The sequence below is a fragment of the Arthrobacter sp. UCD-GKA genome, assembly GCF_001863355.1.
Classification (GTDB): domain Bacteria; phylum Actinomycetota; class Actinomycetes; order Actinomycetales; family Micrococcaceae; genus Paeniglutamicibacter.
In genome coordinates, this window is sequence record NZ_MOLR01000020.1 from 1 (window position 1) to 17,512 (window position 17,512).

Sequence of the window (17,512 nt, forward strand, 5' to 3'; positions counted from 1 at the left end):
GGCGGCCGACAAACCAAACTCTTGCTATCCCGCAAGGCACCCGAGGCCAAGCTCCTCCTGGAGCTCTACGAACGCTTCAAGCACCTGCAGCAACGCTTCAAGGACAGCATCCTGATCACCTGAACCGGTGAACCAACCCATCCAAACGACCAGGAAGAAGCCCAGCTCGGACACGTGGAACTCTACGAACGCTTCAAGCACCTGCAGCAACGCTTCAAGGACAGCATCCTGATCACCTGAACCGGTGAACCAACCCATCCAAACGACCAGGAAGAAGCCCAGCTCGGACACGTGGAACCCGACGCCCCATACCGGCGACACGGCAACCATCGGCGTGCCCCTAAACAGCAAAACCGCCAACCACGAACCAAAATACGAAATCAGCGGCTTGCCATCACCTTATGAAATGGCTGGGTTAACCGTCAGGCCTGGACCTCCCCGAAACGGCCGTTAAATGGGACGAGCCCCGCAGGAAACCGAAGTTTCTTGCGGGGCTCACATTGGTCGAGGTGTTAGCAGAGTATTCCAAGCAGGCGCACCGCAAAATAGATCGACTCTCTACCGCAACTCGAGCACTCCAGCGGCTGAAATCGGGGGAAACTCGGTCAAGAGCAGTTCAGGGTGAGCGCCACTCCCAGCGCTACCGCATCGCCGATCGCTTTTCGCCCGACGATCTGGCTGCCATTGCGCAACGATATGAGGCGGGCGAACAGTCAACCGATCTTGCCAAAGAGCACAAGATTGCCAAATCGACCCTGCTTCGACTCCTGGCTGAGCAGGGCGTCCAAACCAGGCAGCGGGGACTCACACCTGAAAAAGAACGAGAGATCCTCCGCCTCCGAAACCAGGGGCTTATCATCCGCGACATCGCCAAGCAGGTCGGCTGCAGCTATGACAAGGCGAGGAAGTTCCTCTTGTCGACCGAAGAGGGCTAGTATCCCTGTCCGATCAATGGACTACCTCTGTGTTCCGATCAGGCTTCGAACCTCAAACATTAGGATGTCATTGACGCCCACCCCTTCCATAGCCGCGATCAAGTCGGGTGAGATCTCGATGGTATTCGCGTCCAGGTCAACACTGACATAAAGCCTAAATGACTCGGATACTAGGCGAGCGAGTTCAAAGGACATCCCGTTACGCAGTAGGCAGATGACGAACCTATCGCTTGYGCCGTACTTGATCTTTAGATAGAAATCTTCATCAACCAGCTTTAGTGCGAATAATATCTCCAGATACTTCGTTAGCGTGTAGTCGAGGAAGTCCATCTCAGCTTTGATTCGGACAATTGCCAGATTCACTAGTGCGGATCGGCTCTTCGTAGATCGACGCACATAAGCGGCGGCATGTTCGACAGGCGAGCTTTTCACGTCGCCCCACTTCGAACCCACGAAGATCAATTCCCCGTCCTGCCGTCTCCAGTGGTATAGATACCGGCCGATCATGAGCTTAAGTGGAGCACCCGCTGCTCGCCAGGACAGGAACATGCTGTAGAAGTTCCGGGCCGCCGAAACATCATGAAGGCGAACGAGATCGTCGGTACCTTGATTTAGTTCAACACCGTGTAGGAATACGTCTCTTATGAGTGAGATCAACTCGTCTGAGTTGGTCGCTAGGGTTCCTTCGTGTTCGTCGATCCTATCTTGCATCAGCCGCTCATAGCGGAACACATCGAAATCGTGTACGCCATGCAGAAAACAAAGTCTGCCCACTTCCGTAAGTGCAAGTCGCACCTCGTCCAATCCTGAGGCACCACGCTCAATATTCTCCAAACGCTCAAGCGCTTCAATGCGCGGCTGTTCTGCCGGTCCCGCCTCAAGTAGTGGATTCTCTACAGGATCGGAAGCGGGCTTAGCGGGATCGGCCACGTCACTCAACCAGTTGACTGGGTTCCAGCTCGCGGGTGCATAAGAACTCTTGATGACATAGACCTTCGGAAGAAGGAGGGATAGACGTGGGCGCTGACTCGAGAATATTTGACTGAATCGCGCTACGCGCCCGACTAGGTTGCGGAATGAGGATCGTGCGAGGTAGCCGCGACCCTTGCCTGGCGTCATTAATACCATCGTATCTGCAGGGGTGTTAACCCCTTCCAAGAGCGTTGAGGTGGTGACGAGGTATCGGCGCTGCGCTGTGTGATCTTCACGAAAAAGATTCTCGACGTACTGGCGCAGCACGTCCGGTATCTGGCCATGATGAAATAGAACACCGCTTCGAATCACATCGATGAGTACATAGTCCGCATCGATTAGGTCGGCTATCGCCGTGATCGCCCTCTCGGCAAGGGGAGACAGCTCAGCATTGCCAACCTCTGCCGACAGGCGCACAGCCATATCCTGTGCATCGCGAGGTTTATTGAGGTATACGATGGTGCGCTCGCCAGCGAGGCTCATAACAGCCACAGCGTCATCGTCCGGGAGAGTTTCGGCCGTCTCAAATGTTCGACCTAGGAACTGATCGAAGACACGAATGGGTCCGCCAACTTCAGCTGCATGGAACTGCTCAACTTTGACTTGTTCGTTGACGGTCCGAGCCTGCACATCGTCGTCCTTGCCGTTGACGTGGCGGAGACTTTCGGGATTCTCCAGGAACGGAGTGTAATAGGCGATGTTCAAGTCTTCGTTGCGTTGATGAGTGATAAGAATCACCTGCGATAGCTCGAGTGATCGCGCATCGTCCGTGAGAATATTTTGGGCCTCATCCACGAGCAGATGATCAATGCGGAGCTCCGGGTTATCGACGAACAGGCGATGAAGTCGTTCCTGAGTTAGCACGGCAACGAACGAAGCCTCACTGCTGTATGCCTCTGGATGGGTAATCACCCGCGTTGACATGTCGCGTTGATTCATTACCCGCATAAGTTCGGCTTTTGTCTGAGCGATAAGTGCTTTCGAGGGCACGATAATACACACCGCTCCGGGTAGGGAAGTGRGTGCTCGGTCTATTAGCATCTCGGACTTGCCGTATGAAGTGGGCGCGATGATCGCGGCACGTTGATGTGAGCTATTGAAAGACTGCAATGCGAGTTGCTCTCGCGTCCAAGTCACTTGGCCATTCCCTACGAAGTTCATGCCGTGGGCGGCACTCAGTACTGTCTGCAGAGAGTCTTCGTCGAACGCCTCGGGATGAGCGGCTCGAATCGCCGCTATGACCGGCATGATCTCGCGGGTGTCCGCGATATCAATCAACGGCTCGAAGTCTGAGGTGTCGATCGAGTATTGCAGCACAATACGGTAGCCAAGCTTTTCTACTGTTGCATCGCCTAGGTGCATGAAGACGACGGCGAACGATAGAAGCTCTTGGTATTCCTCGCCAGTTAGCGCCTGCGCGAGAACGAGTTTCTCGTAGAGTTCGAAGAAGCGCGAACCCTCCAGATTCTGCGGGTGTCTCAACTTCCGGACAGTCAGATCCACGGCCATCAGGCGGCTTCCTTAAGTGATTCGCGAAGTACCGAAACTAGGTCTTCAAGATCAGACTGCTGGATGAGCAGAAGGCGCAGTTCATCGAAGCGTCCGCGCCCAGTGACGCTCTCAATAAGTTGTTCACCTGTGTCAGCGTTGATTTCATTGAGGTTGAAGGGATGCATGACCACTGCGCACAACAGTGCCTTAACCTTCACGGTGGAGCCCTTATTTATTGTCATGAAGTCGGTGCGCAAAAGCTTCTTCACACTGGAGGCGTCACTTGTCTGCAAGGCAGCATCAGCATCAAAAATCGCGGCGTCCCAGCGTTTCTTGCGAACGTCGGACGTAAACATCTTATGGAGACCGTTCTCGGCAGTGTTTATCAGTTCTCGTACTTTGCTATCGGCAGTCTGGGAATTATTGACGCGACCGGACTTCACTTCGCCATACCAGAGACCACCGTCATGATGATCGCGGAACGTTAGATCGAAACCTTTCTTGACGTTACGTTCTTCCTTATTGAGGTAGACACAAGCACTCACGAGTCGATCATGGCCATAAGGCAGCAGGAGATGGACGATCAGTTCACCGGCGAGGCCAAGCTGCGCTTCGTCGGCTTTCGAGTCGTACAACTTGAAGAATTCGTCGACAGTGAGGTCGAACGAGTAGTAGTCCGGGTCTTCGCCGGCTTGGACTCGGCCATAGCAGTAGTCCATGAGTCGTAATCTCAGCGCTTGTTTGATTTCATCTGTAACGCTCTCAAGAACCAGGATGCTCGCGTCGGCGACTGTAACGACCCTTAAACCATCCATGCAGGATCCTCCGAGCTCATCATGAGTTCATCCGTGAGCATGTCAAAAGCCATGGCCCGTCCTTGGTTTCTTGAGCATTCCCGACAAGGAGTGGTGCTCGCCGGACGGCACGTGAAGATCGCTGGCGTGAGACGACTGGTAGGAGACCATTCGCATGCCATCAATATCAAATCTGTTGAAGAAGTAGGTTGCGTACTTGTCAGTTTCGGGGGCAGCTTCGAGTGCGATGAGCGGCAGAAGTGGAACGGGAATCGATCCGGTTCCGCCAACTAAGTACAAGAGCCCCTCATCCATCATCTGTGCAACTTCGACTTCGTCCAGTCGGAACGGAGTCTGAGGTCCGTGAAGCACTTCGACTTGTTGAATGTATATACCGTCACGGCGACGTGCACTCTTTGCTCGGACAAGCTGTAGCTTTCGCCACGCGAGTCCAACACTTTTTTGAAGCTGGGATAAGAGCCCCTCCATATGATCTACCTGAGTCAGAATTTCACGTTGAGTAAGGGACCCAGAATGCCCCTTCCATTGGTTGCGCAGCGTACCGGCTTGTTCGAGTATGGAGATCGATTCGGTGCTGAGGATGCGCTCCAGCGCGTTCGTGTCTGCGCCTGCAAACGCAAAGCTGACTTCCTGTCGATCATCGGGCGTTTCCGACATTAGGTCTCGTCGATAGGCGGCGGCGAGTCTTTCGGTTATCTTAAGCCAGCTTCCGAATGATGCGCGCTCCGGGGTGCCTCCATCACTGCGCACCAGTTCGTCGAGGAGATCCGCCCGTTCCGTGTTCTGCTCACTATCCGCCTTGAGTACCGATAGCAAGACAATCGCGAGATAAGCAGCGTACGCCTCCCAGACCAGAAAGATCTGGGCATGCCTTTCGATGTCCGTATTCTTCGTTTCCATCGTCCAAAGCGCCCCAGCAAGGGGATACGGCAGATCTTGGGCCCAACGAACGGTACCCTCATCTAACAGGGGTTCGAACAACGCCGAGATTTCTTCGGTACCCGAAAGGTTTGCCCAAACGGTCTCACGGCTGGAGTCAAGTAGGTTCTGTGTGCTTTCAAACATCGCGTCGACTTTGACAAGTGATCGCTGCATATCCAATGAAGGTATGGGGATCAGAACTTCATCTGCAATGCGTAGTTGATTGGTTGGAGTGTTGGTGATGACACGTGCACTCGCATGTGGGTTGAGTCGGGCGAGTGCCCGTCGGACACTGGCGATGCCGTTATCGCTTTGCAGCCAGCCATGCACATACTCAGGAAGTAACTTCTTGTCATCAATTTCGAATCGGATCTCTCGAGATTCATCTATCGCAGGCTGATCCACGGCAGTCTCTGCGGCACCGGTTACCCGAATGCTTGGGTTGGATGGAATGCTTGCACGCTTCTCGTTGAGATCGGCATGTATGCGGGTAACAAACTGCGACAGTCGTTTTTCGGGCCAATAGATAGCGCGAGGAGCGCTTGTCGTCTTGGAGTTCCGTTCGAAGGCTGTGAGAGTATCGATTACCGTGGAAATATCGGCGGCGTCACCGACCCGAGCCACTGTATGCTCGTCATATCGTGCGCTTATGAATGCGTCCAAGTCAGCATCGGATGGAATCTCGACAGGCCAAATAAGCCCGCGACGTCCCACGTTAATCTTTGTTCGGAAGAAATGAGCGCTTGGCACGGTTCGCGATATCGGCCCATTTTTTATGCTACGCACAGCAGCGCGAAGGTTGCTCGCTCCGTCCTCTGTTAAAGTCCTCTCTAGGAATCCACGGTGCCGTCCTCGTGAGAATTCATTTCTGAGGTCAATCAGCTGTACCACGCCCGTACGGCGTGGCGTCTTGATGCTATTGATAACTAAGGCAAAACCGGGTGCATCGGTAGATGGTGCAAATGATCCTGCAGGAAGCGAAATAACAGCCTCCAGCAAATCTCTCTCAATGAGTTCGCGGCGTACATTGGCACTGTGATCCCGGAGGAGTGCCGACGCATGAACAAAGATAACCGCGCGGCCGCCGCCCTGTTCAACAGGTTTGAGCATCGAAACGATTCTGGAGATGAATAGCCACGTGGAGTCTTGCGAGCTTGTCGGCATTCCGAGGGGGAAATCATTCAGATCCAGGCGCCCATTTTGACGATCCTGTGCGATCTGTGTAGGCCATCGGAGGCCAAACGGCGRTTGCGAGATGATTATGTCAAATTTTTTGTCTCCGAAGAGTGAACCTTGAAGCGAATCCCCTGTGCGGATGTCGGCATTGACATCTGCAAAGTAGGAGTTGAGCCTTGCGAGAATGGTTGTATCGGCGTTTATCTCTTGCCCAAATATCCTGACTTTACCTGCGTTTTTTGCGGCATGTTCCCCTACATGAAGAGCGAGGCCGCCTGCGCCAAATGTCGGGTCAAGGATGTCGATCTCATCAGTTTCTTTGAGACGGTCTAGTCGCAAAGCCTCCGTGATGATGGTTGTGAGTGAGTCCTTGGCARCAAGCTCGCTGTATTGCTTCCCGCCTCCGAGTGGAGATTCAAGGATTCCTGGAAGGATTTTCCTGCCTGGAATCGCGTCGCAGTATTCAGCAAGCGGACCAAATGAATCAGATACTTGTTTGGGGAGATTCCCTGCGATATTCGGCATTTCGAGTAGTTCTTCGGGAAGTGCTCGACCTGTGCGTTTAGCGATCATGCGCGCAATCGCGAGGCCTATTTCTGAAACGGACAGGTTTCTATTCCCGCGAAATTGGTCGGCGAGTGCCCAAAGGCTTTTGGCGTAGTTGCGCTCAATCTCGCTCTCGGGTCGGTGCTGATCTACTGCCATGATTCATCCTTCAACGGTGCCGCATTAAGTTCGTCACGACGTGCACGCCAGTCTGGCAGAAATACGTCCATCAATTCAGTGAATCTTTCGTTGTGATTTCGCTCGAGCAGGTGTGTCATTTCATGCACCACTATGTACTCAAGGCAGTTGGGATTCTTCTTGGCGAGCTCCAAGTTGAACCAGATATGTGCGCTTTCACGGTTGCATGAGCCCCATTTGGTCTTCATGCGGCGTACGGTCCACTTCGAGACACTGCGACCGACAATCGGCTCCCATTTAGCGATCAAAGCAGGGATCGCCTGCTTGAGCGCAGCCCTGTGCCACTCCTCCATTGCTTCTCGGCGCTGGTCGGCAGTGCAGTCTGCTGGCGCGATCATCGTCAGCTTATTGCCGCTGATGTCGATTCGTATTCGACCTGGCTCGTTTACGAGCTTCAGTCGGTACCGCTGACCCCATACGTAGTGGGATTCCCCAGTGACCATTTCGCGTTCGCTCTGCCGCGTGGCACTGCGCAATTGTTCGCGTTGTTTCTTGATCCAGGGCAGGCGCTGCACGACAGCGAGGCGAATCGCGTCGTCGTCCAGGCGATCCGGGGCGGCGACACGCACACGGCCAAGAGGAGGGTAGACGGCAATGTGCAGGTTCTTGATGTGTTTGTAGACCACATCAATATCAATTCCTGAGACCGTCATGTAGGCACTAGCTGTACTCATTGCGAGCCTTCACTAGGTCAAAGAGTTCGTTGAAGCGATCGAAATCAGCGGGGAGGACCCGTCGAATTGCGCGTGCAACTTCTTTCTCTTTGAACTTATTGCCAACCCAATCGTGTGGCTTGCTCGTCATGATCGCGGTATCCACCTTGATCGGTGTTTCCGGATCAGTCCACTCGAAGTCATAAATAGCTCGCTGTGCGCCATTCGTAGCCCAAGCAGGGTAGACGGTGTCTGACTCTTTTGAGCCAACTTTCTGAGCGTGCGCGATCAACTGTTCCAAGTATGTCTTGTAATCGAGGGCTCCCTGGCGGCGCTGTTCAATGATCGCATCCAGCAGGCTCGACATGCTCTCGTAGTACTTCGGATTCATCGCGTTTTCATCGATGATGACCTTGCGGATGTTGTTCGCAATGGTTTCGGCAACAGCCTCGGGATCCTTCTTGATCCCTGGCGGCAGTTTGTCGATGGCTCCCGCGCCTTCGCGAACGATCAGATCGACAAGACCGACATTCGCGAAGTCTGCAACCATTTCTGATCCGTCAGCGTGGATGTAGGTATCGAGTAGGAATCGCATGCCGGCTTCGTACTGTTTGAAGTCGACGTTTTCGCCTGCGCCTAGTTTCACCTCGTCACGCACGGAAGTGTAGTGGGTGATTTCCTTGCTGATTGCAGCGGCCTCAGCTTCTGAGAACCCAGCTTCGGTCATGTCATTGGCAATTGCCGCGTAGGATCGCGTCAGGCCAGCCACTGACTTGTAGAGCTCTACGCGTTTGGCTTCGTTGCGCTTGATCTGGTCGGCATTTCCGTGGTCGACGGCGCAGAAATAGTGCTGGTACTGAAGGGTTCCTCTAGGCGGTTCAACCGCTTCACACAATGCACGGATACGTTCAAGCGCCTCGTCGAGATCCTCGCGCGCGAGCTTGACCCGGTCCTTGAGTAGCCCTTCGATGTCTTTCTTCTCGTACCCGTCCAACGCACCATTCGTATAGTCGGTGATGGCGTCTTCGAGGGAGTTGAAGAGATCTTGGTAGTCGACGATGTAGCCGTAGTCTTTGTCGTCGCCGTCCAGGCGATTGACGCGGCAAATGGCCTGGAAAAGGCCGTGGTCGCGCATCGACTTGTCGATGTACAAGTAGGTCGCTGCTGGTGCGTCAAAGCCCGTCAGGAGCTTGTCAACGACAATCAGTAGCCGCATCTGGCCCGGTTCCTTGATGAACCGTTCTTTGACGTCCTTTTCGAACTGCTCCACCTTCGTCATGGCCTGGTCGGCAGGCTCGTCGAAGTGATCGGCAAGCATCTGGCGATAGATTTCATACTGGCGCAATTTTTCGGTGGCGCCGTGGCCCGAGTCTTCTTTGGAGATATCACCGGCTTGCGGTGCATAGCTGGTGACGATGGCGCATTTGCCCTTGAATCCGGCTTGGCAGAACATCTCGTAGAACTTGCAGGCCTGGTAAATGCTGGCGCTGACGAGCATGGCGTTGCCGCGCATGTCCATTAGTCGTGGCTTGGTTTCCATGTCCAGCAGAATGTCGTTGACGATCTGCTTCGAACGCTGCTCGGAGCTAACCACTTTTTGCATGGTGCCCCAGCGCTTCTTCAGCTCCGCCTTAGACAGATCAGTCATGCCTTTGGTCTTGGCATCGAACCATTGGTCGACCTTGGCCGGAGATGTCAGATCCTGGTCAATGTTACGGGCTTCGTAGCGCAGGTCGAGCACCACGCCGTCCAGCACGGCTTCATTGAACTTATAGGTGTGGATGAAGCTGCCGAATGTTTCGATACTCGTTGCTTTATCGGCCTTGAGTAGCGGCGTGCCCGTGAAGCCAATGAACATGGCCCCAGGGAGCAGCTTCTTCATCGCGCCGTGCATCTTGCCCGACTGGGTGCGGTGGGCTTCATCGACAAAGACGAAGAAGTTTCCCTTCGCGGAAAACCCAGCCGGAATCTTGGAGTTGAGCTCCGCAATGAATTCACCGTCGGCGTCATTCTGAGTGGTGTCGTCATCTCCGGCACGGAACTTATGAACCAGGGAGCCGATGAGCCACGGTTCATGCCTGTTAAGGGCACCCATCAGGTCAGCGCCAGACGTGGTCCTGTAGATGTCTTCGTTGACACCGTTGAATACCTTCTTGATCTGGTCGTCAAGCTCGGTGCGGTCGGTGATGATCAGAACGCGTGCCTGGCTGTCGCCGACGGTCTGGTGCTCACGAATCCACTTCGCCAGCCACACCATGGTCAGCGACTTGCCCGAGCCCTGGGTGTGCCAGATGATGCCGCCCTCGCGCTTGGCAATCCGTTCTTGGGCGGCTTTGACGCCAAAGAACTGGTTGTGGCGACAGGTCTTTTTTACGCCGGAATCAAAAACCATAAAGTCATGGATGATCTCCAGGAATCGGTCTTTCGAACACATCTGGACCAGTGCACGATCCAGTGGCTCCTCAATCTCCGAAAGCTCTTTCCACTCCAGCCAGTATTTTTCGGGAGTGTCGATCACGCTATAGCGCAGACCTTCAACGTCGTTGCCCGCCATGACCAGCTGAACGGTCGTGAAGAACGGGCGAATGAAATCCTTCTTCTGGTTGCCGATGTTCTGGCGGATTCCTTCAGAGACAGCCACCTTGGAACGCTTAAGCTCGATCACGCCCATGGCCAAACCATTGACGTACAACACGACATCGGGCCGCTTGGTGTGGTCGCCCTTGATCGAGACTTCTTCGGCCACTACAAAGTGATTGGCGTCTGGATTGCTCCAGTCAATCAACCACACAGTTTCGGTATTCTCACCAATACCAGGCTTCACCTTTACTCCATAGCGGAGCAAGTCGTAGACGTCGCGGTTAGCTTCGTAGAGATTGCGCCCACCGCCTAGTGAAGCATCTTTTTTGAGCTGTTCAACGGCTTTGTTGATCAGGTTGTCGTCGTAGCCACGAGCCCGGAGATTCTGTTCCAGAAAAGCTGACTCGATGTGGGAGTTGCCTGCGCGATACTCCCAGTTGCCACCGTATTCGTAGCCCAGCCGGTTCTGGAATAGCTCAACAACGCGATCTTGTGTCTGGCGTTCAATTTGTCCAACTGCGCTCATGGTTCATTTCCCCCGAAATTAAGTTTCATCTTGCTCATACTGCGGTCTCCGCAGTTCGTAGGCGAGTACGCCCGGTCAGGAGCTCTTGCATCATGCCTTGATTGATGACATGCGTCTTAGCGAGTTGTTCGCGAAGGTTGTTTATTTCGTCCTCAGCGTCGGCAATCGCCGAAGAAATTGCGATCTGTTCGCGTTCATCAGGCACAAGTAGCTCTTGTTTGCTGTACTCAGAGATCCAATAGCGCTTATGATMACTAAGTGGGAAGTCGATCAGCTGCATCCGTTCATAGATAAAGCGCAAATTTACCTCAGCCTTTGCACTCAATATTTTCATCGCCGATGATTTCGCCTTAAATGCAAAATCAACATACTTCGAAGCGGTTGTGAAGTCATCGAAAATAATGACTGGTTGTGCTGTGTAGATACCGTGAGATTCGTTGGTGTATCCAAGGATGAATGTCTTGCCTGCGGTCAGCACCGGGACGGGCCCAGCATCAAGCTGCTTTGAAGTCGTCACCAGGAATCGCCCCGGCTGCTCATAGCTCAGCATCTCGTTGATACGCCGCAGCCGCCAGGGATGAGTAAATCCAGGGAGTCGGGTTTTGCCGGTTAGGAGCTGCTGCATCATCCCCTGCTTGACCGCCTGCTTCTTCGAAATTAGACGCTCCAGCGAATAAATTGTCGAAGCCATCGTGTCGAGCGCATTCGCAATTTCGATTTGCTCTTTTATCGGCGGAATGGGCACGACGAAATCCAACATATCACCGACGTTTAGATGCTTCATCGTGGTTCCGGTTTCGATGGCACGGAGCGATTGCCGACCACGATCAGAGTTAAATAGGCGCATGTAGAATCGCGAATCACCAACACTATTCTTGAATCGCGTGATAATAAGCGCATGACAGTTGGCTCCAGCCAACTCTGGTGTGACCACTGTCGTGAGCCCAACGTCACCAGTTTGAACCGTTAGCATGTCGCCCGCACGCAGACAAGATCGTTGATGTTCAGCGTGGAATTTTTCTGAAACTCGTTTAATTCCAAAAAGGTTGAATCGTCCGTCGAGAACATTAAATCCTTGGATATAAGTTATCCCTGGCCCACGAGATACATAGTGCTTTTTGGCAACACCAACAAATCCATTTGTCATCAGCGTAACGAGATTTCGGAGCGGAGCAACACGCCAATCTTCTGGCAGTATGCCGATCTCAGTATGTTGAAAACCTACGGGTACTTCCGGCACGTTCACTTGATCCCCATTTTGGCCAGGTGGCGGGAAACTCTGACATTGAGATCGTTTAACTCCGATGCCAAGTCATCAACAGTCGTATCGTATCGTTCGCCAAGCTCTTTGAGGCGTGTCACGAGATTGAGAGTCAGCTTCGAAATTTCACCGGTTGCTCCATGAGTAATCGTCGTTTGCCATTTATCCTCAAGCACCATGACTTGAATGTCCAGCTCGGTGAGGTGACCGTACTTGTCAAGTACCTCAGTATCAAGATTGGTTTGCGATTCTTTGATTAGTTTCTTCGAAGAAGCTTCCTCGTTGTATAGGGCGACCAAGTGATTGAGTGCTCGAATTTCTTCTTTGTCTGCTCTCTCGCGCTTGGCTTCCTTTAGTCGCGCAGTTGCAAGCGCTTTTGTGATCTTGCCGTCTTCCATAGCATCAACGAGCAACCCGTCTTCAACGGCATGTTCTTCGATGAACTCCTCGATCTGTCGAGTGGCTTCATCGACCAGGGAATTAAGATCATTGAGTTTTCGCTGCTCCTCGGCGAAATAGCGGGAGACAACCAGGTGTGGTGGGATCAAGTCCATTTTGTATTTTGTTGCGCTACGGCCGGAGCCTACAACTAAATCAGGCGTCTCAGTGATCTTACGGTCTTTATCTTCGATAGTCTTGCGCGGTTTGGCGGCACCCAGCCATCCTTCGTTCATGATCAGGAAGAGATCGTCATGCATAGTGCTGTGCCAGTACGTCATCAATTGCTCATAAACGTTGTATTCGTCCAAAAGTGCTGTGTCTTTGAACCGTGTCAAGAGATCATCGCCAAGTGAAGTGATTAGGGCATTCGGTTTCGTGTCTTCATTGATCGATTCAAGAGCGGGACGGTAGGCGGCATACCAGTCTGAAACCTGGGCCTGAGCCTTGGTGGAAAACGATTCAAATTCATCCGAGTCCAGGATGGCTTGTTGTACGTCCGATATATCTACGGTCAGTTCGCTGTAGCCCGGTTGACCATTACTCCGAAAAAGTTTCTGGCGCAGGTTAGGGAACGCGTCCCAACTTGCGCTGAGTGCGTCGATATCGCGGTTAGGGATGCCTCCGTGCAGATGGGCGTAGAGGTCTTGGACGTCCTCGGGCTCTGACGAATCGATGTAGCGAGGGATGTTTAGGTTGTATGCATTGGCATCGTTGCCGATCTCGGTCAATGGCACCATGCGCGAGTATCGTTCAACTTCTTGCTGCTTGGTAAATACGTCAACGATCTTGTGCATGTCCTGGGAGCGAAGGCGGTTCTTATTGCCGTCTTTCAGGAAGCTCTTGGACGCGTCTATCATGAACACGCCGGTGCGCGCTTGGGCGTTTTCTTTGTCGAGCACAATGATGCAGGCAGGGATACCGGTGCCGTAGAACAGGTTCGCAGGTAGACCGATAATCCCCTTGATAAAGCCACGCTTGAGCAGCTGCGTACGAATCCCGGCTTCTTTGCCTCCGCGGAAGAGAACGCCGTGGGGAAGAATGACGGCAGCTTTGCCGGTGCTCTTCATGGATTTGAGGATGTGTAGCAGGAACGCGTAGTCGCCGTTCTTTTCCGGCGGCATACCGTACTCGAATCGCCCGAATTCGTTTTCCAGCCCATTGCCCCAGGACTTGGTGGAGAATGGTGGATTCGCCACGATGAAGTCAAAGGTATCGAGAGAGTCACCTGTGGTGAACTGCGGACTCGTAATGGTGTCGCCCTTGCGGATGTCCGCGATCTCGTTGCCGTGCAGGATCATGTTCATTTTGGACAGTGCCCATGTGGCATTGTCCTTTTCCTGACCGTAAATTGTCAGGCCATTGCTCGATTCGGAAGCAACTTTGAGCAGCAGCGAACCTGAACCGCAAGTGGGGTCATAAACGGTTGCGGATCGCGGAGTGTCCGGGGTGACGTTGATCAGCTTTGCGATCACACGCGACACTTCGGCCGGGGTATAGAACTGCCCCTTGGATTTACCGGATTCGGTAGCAAAATGCCGCATCAGGTACTCGTAGGCGTCGCCCAGCAGGTCGTCACCTTCGGCCCGCGATCCACGGAAATCGAGATCCTGGAAGATGGTGATCAGCTTGGAGAGCCGGTCCTGCATCTCTTTGCCCTTGCCGAGTTTTTCTTCATCATTGAAGTCGGCCAGGTCGATGACTTTTTGAAGATCCGAGGCTTCGGCAAGTTTGGCGATGATCTTATTGACCTTGTCGCCGATCTCTTTGTCGCCCTTGAGCGCGACCATATCGTCGAAAGACCCGCCAGCCGGAACAGTAATCAAGGCGTCGGGATCTGTTTTCGACTTGTCTGATACGTATTTCACGAACAACATCGTCAGGATGTAGTCCTTGTACTGACTGGCATCCATTCCACCGCGCAGCTCATCGCAGCTCTTCCAGAGAGAGCTGTAGAGGTCGGATTTCTTTAGCGCCACTGCGCGGCTCCCTTGTGTTGTTGATGGATCGTTCGTCGTGCTCATTTTTGTGTCTCCAGGGCATGGATGAGCCCAGGTTACTGTTGGTTTCAATCTACCCGGTACCCACGACAAATATCGTGAAGTGGCTTCGTCTGCGGGTTGTAACGGGTGGGAGCGGACTCAACCAGACCTCGTCTACTACCCTTATATATAACACAATTGGAATATATTTCGTAGTGGGCATCCAGTGAGAATGAATGATGTTCCGGATCAAGTCCGAACAACATCCACGAAGTAGACGGATTGTCTCACCTCGCAGTTATCAACACTCTACCGAATGTCGGATCATCATCCGTAAGTCGATCCCGAAGGGGTCGTTTCACCATTCCCATGCGATGCCACTAAATAATCCGCCATGGACGTCGCGGAGGCGAGTGCCAGCGATTCCGCGGTCGTCAAGCTCAACTGAATTGTGTTCGTTGGCACTCGACGGTCGAGCAAAGGGGCTGACCCTCTCAAATTTCCACAGGCTTCGCGGTTTGTCGCCTATGAATCCCACTTGAATGGACGCGAGGAGCGTCCTGTCGTGGAACGCACGGCTGGCAAGCTTGAGTGCCGATTGATCTTCGAGGTGCTGTTCGGGGAGCGTGGTGAATTTGAGATCGTAAATTTGCCCACGCTCCATGGGTTCAGTCTTGGTGCGTGCTTTGTCGAGGTGCCAGAAGTGGTCGTTGTAGCCAGCTCCTTCGACTGGGCGGGTGTTGACCTTGAAGTCCCCTCCGGCCCGTGGGCTAACCCAGCCGTCGTGGGAGCGGCTGACCGTGACGTAGTCCAACTTGTCGACCATGTTGGCGAAGCGGTAGTACTCGCGCGTTTCCCGCCATTTGCGGTTCTCCACAATGACCAGGGTGCTGGCGGCTTCATAGATGATGCCACCGTGCATCTCCGGAACGTGCAGCACCAGTGGAGACTGCGCGTATGTCCCGGTAACGAGTCTGGAATGCAGGTGTTGAAGCGCCGCTTTCTCGCGCGAGGCAACACTATATTTGCGAAGTCCGATCTTGGTGCCATGGATCTGGCGCCGCTGCTCCAGCCCATCGACGCCCGCTGTCTCTGGACTCAGTGCGAAGATGTCGAGGAGTAGCGCTGACTCGTCCTCATCGAGCGTGTAGATCGCAGACAAGAAGCGACTTTTCAGCCGTTCGAAGGTGTCCTCAAGTGATCCTCGCAATACCTCGTCAACAATTGCCGCTTTGGTGAGTCTACGTTGGATGAAACCCTCATTTTTGCGCAGCAAGGACAGTTCTTGTGCCAACGATTCAGCATCGTCACGGTCCAAAGTCATACACCCAACTATGCCTGAACGTTCCCTATATGCGGTTGTGATCCACACTTTCCAACTTTTTTCCAACTTTCAGATCGCCTCACCGATCGCTTCTAGTCTCTAACTAACCCCGGAATACACAGGGATGAACCACTGAGAAGTAAGGACTACGAATATGTCGAACATTGTGCCCGCAGGAAAGGGAACGCCTGCAAACATTCCGGAAAGCTTCAGCCGTAATGAGGGTCGCATTCTGGCCCGACGGCAGAATGCTGAAGTCACCCGAGGCTTGGTCGTGGCAACCCGCGTCCAGGCAGCCGGCCACGTGGCAGCGACCGGCATGCAGATGACTGCCATGCTGAGCCGCGAAGCCGCGTTCCTGGCCGACGGCGACCCACAGACGGCCGCACGACTGAACTTCATTGTCGATTCCTTCGCGGACAACGCCGCGTGGGAAGTCCGCCAGTTTCGCGGTTAGGTCATGGGCACCGATTCCGGCGGCAACGCCGGGGACGTCATCATTCTGGAATCCATGGCCTACGCCGCACGGCTGTTCACCGATCTGCACGACAGCATCCAGGCGTACGCACAGACACTCGGCATCCTCGACCCCGTTGCGGCCGACCACCTGCTGCGCGTGGCGCTGGCAGGTGTCAGCGCAGCCACCGACGAACTGTCGCAGTGGCTATTGGATGACAGCGCTCAGTCGTGACCACGTGCATCATATGGCTGGCCATCATGGCGGTCGTCATCGCCGCCATCTACTGGCTCGACGTGCCAGCGCTCGTAACAGTCGCGGTCGCGGCAGTCGCTGCAACCGTGCGCCTGCACCTGAAGTTCATTGCCGCATGGTGGCTCTTGATCACCACTCGCCGCTGACCGCCCACCTCTCGTAGGCCACGGCCTACTCCCCCTCAAAAAAAACACCTCCTGAAAGGGCTTATTTGTCATGCATAAAAACATCTCCAGCGCCGAGCTGGCTACCGCCCAGAAGAACCTGAGCACCTACGTGACTCTGGAGGCATCCCACATCGCCTCCCGCGTCGGCTTCGCCTGGGAGCCGACCGAAGGTGCCCCGAGCACCTACAAGTCGCTCAAATCGGCCTACGAGACCTCGATGCGCACCAAGGCACCGCTGCCGGTCAGCAACGAGAACTCCAACCGGGTCATCTTTGCCTCGCCCGAGGGCAACTTCGCGTATCGCTACGTGCACGACATGGGGCACGTGGAGATGGGGCTGGCGTTCAACCCGGTGGATGAGTTCGAGCTGGCCCGCCGCCTGATGTGTCGCCTGGAGCGGTCGGGCTACGGGCCGGACACCTTGGAGTGGAAGCTGTATCAGGCCGATGCGATCGGTCAGGCGATCCACTACGCCCTGACGAAGCGCTATGTGGGTGACCAGCTCCAGTTCGCGCTGGACTGCATCATGCACGGCCTGGAGTGCGGCATCTTCCTGGAAGTCGAGCGCCAGCGTGGGAACTAACCCGACCGACCCGAAATCCCTGTTCGACCGGCTCATCGGCGGTTGCATGTCGGTGCTGCTGGCATCGATCGCCATCTACTGCGCCGCCCAGATCATCCAGTCCATCTGGCCGGTCCTGGTCATCATCACCGGCGTCGTCGCCCTGGTCTGGATTGCGGTCATCGTGGTCCGGATCTGGCTCTCGCGCCGCTACTAATCCATCGCCGCTACGCACGTAGTTCGGCTTGTTCCA

General features: G+C 54.2%; 14 protein-coding genes. 6 read left to right on the forward strand and 8 right to left on the reverse strand.

The window, feature by feature from the left end; genetic code table 11:
• Positions 1–509: 509 nt before the first annotated feature.
• Positions 510–935 (forward strand): helix-turn-helix domain-containing protein, encoded by a 426-nt coding sequence (locus BLJ79_RS21850; protein WP_286135929.1) that lies wholly within the window; start codon positions 510–512, stop codon positions 933–935.
• A 21-nt stretch (positions 936–956) separates the two neighbouring features.
• Here the strand turns inward: BLJ79_RS21850 and BLJ79_RS21855 are convergent, their stop codons facing one another.
• From BLJ79_RS21855 to BLJ79_RS21890, 8 genes are all read right to left on the reverse strand, one after another.
• Entirely contained in the window at positions 957–3,416 is a 2,460-nt protein-coding gene (locus BLJ79_RS21855) for a DEAD/DEAH box helicase (RefSeq protein WP_071216931.1), read from the reverse strand.
• Positions 3,416–4,213 carry a Hachiman antiphage defense system protein HamA gene (locus BLJ79_RS21860; RefSeq protein ID WP_071216932.1) on the reverse strand — a complete coding sequence of 266 codons (798 nt, stop codon included), beginning with the start codon at positions 4,211–4,213 and terminating at the stop codon, positions 3,416–3,418. The genes BLJ79_RS21855 and BLJ79_RS21860 overlap by 1 nt, the downstream gene beginning before the upstream one ends.
• A gap of 42 nt (positions 4,214–4,255) precedes the next feature.
• Positions 4,256–7,015, reverse strand: coding sequence for an N-6 DNA methylase (locus tag BLJ79_RS22675; RefSeq protein WP_083411551.1), 2,760 nt, complete (start codon positions 7,013–7,015; stop codon positions 4,256–4,258).
• Positions 7,006–7,728: a M48 family metallopeptidase gene (locus BLJ79_RS21870; protein WP_071216934.1), complete on the reverse strand. Its 723-nt coding sequence runs from the start codon at positions 7,726–7,728 to the stop codon at positions 7,006–7,008. The genes BLJ79_RS22675 and BLJ79_RS21870 overlap by 10 nt, the downstream gene beginning before the upstream one ends.
• Entirely contained in the window at positions 7,715–10,813 is a 3,099-nt protein-coding gene (locus tag BLJ79_RS21875) for a type I restriction endonuclease subunit R (protein ID WP_071216935.1), read from the reverse strand. The genes BLJ79_RS21870 and BLJ79_RS21875 overlap by 14 nt, the downstream gene beginning before the upstream one ends.
• 34 nt (positions 10,814–10,847) lie before the next feature.
• Positions 10,848–12,059, reverse strand: coding sequence for a restriction endonuclease subunit S (locus BLJ79_RS21880; RefSeq protein WP_139195020.1), 1,212 nt, complete (start codon positions 12,057–12,059; stop codon positions 10,848–10,850).
• Positions 12,056–14,536, reverse strand: coding sequence for a type I restriction-modification system subunit M (locus BLJ79_RS21885; RefSeq protein ID WP_083411553.1), 2,481 nt, complete (start codon positions 14,534–14,536; stop codon positions 12,056–12,058). Before BLJ79_RS21885 ends, BLJ79_RS21880 begins: the two co-directional genes overlap by 4 nt.
• A 316-nt stretch (positions 14,537–14,852) precedes the next feature.
• Positions 14,853–15,818, reverse strand: a complete 966-nt coding sequence (locus BLJ79_RS21890; protein WP_071216936.1) for a hypothetical protein — start codon at positions 15,816–15,818, stop codon at positions 14,853–14,855.
• 154 nt (positions 15,819–15,972) lie between these two features.
• On the opposite strand from BLJ79_RS21890, the gene BLJ79_RS21895 reads away from it, so the two are divergent.
• From BLJ79_RS21895 to BLJ79_RS21910, 5 genes are all read left to right on the forward strand, one after another.
• On the forward strand, positions 15,973–16,275 hold the full coding sequence (locus tag BLJ79_RS21895; RefSeq protein ID WP_071216937.1) for a hypothetical protein: 303 nt from the start codon (positions 15,973–15,975) through the stop codon (positions 16,273–16,275).
• 3 nt (positions 16,276–16,278) lie between these two features.
• Positions 16,279–16,509, forward strand: a complete 231-nt coding sequence (locus tag BLJ79_RS21900; protein WP_071216938.1) for a hypothetical protein — start codon at positions 16,279–16,281, stop codon at positions 16,507–16,509.
• Positions 16,506–16,676, forward strand: a complete 171-nt coding sequence (locus BLJ79_RS23510) for a hypothetical protein (RefSeq protein ID WP_170947717.1) — start codon at positions 16,506–16,508, stop codon at positions 16,674–16,676. Before BLJ79_RS21900 ends, BLJ79_RS23510 begins: the two co-directional genes overlap by 4 nt.
• A 70-nt stretch (positions 16,677–16,746) precedes the next feature.
• Positions 16,747–17,280, forward strand: a complete 534-nt coding sequence (locus tag BLJ79_RS21905) for a hypothetical protein (RefSeq protein WP_071216939.1) — start codon at positions 16,747–16,749, stop codon at positions 17,278–17,280.
• Positions 17,270–17,476: a hypothetical protein gene (locus BLJ79_RS21910; RefSeq protein WP_071216940.1), complete on the forward strand. Its 207-nt coding sequence runs from the start codon at positions 17,270–17,272 to the stop codon at positions 17,474–17,476. Before BLJ79_RS21905 ends, BLJ79_RS21910 begins: the two co-directional genes overlap by 11 nt.
• The last annotated feature ends 36 nt before the right edge of the window (positions 17,477–17,512 follow it).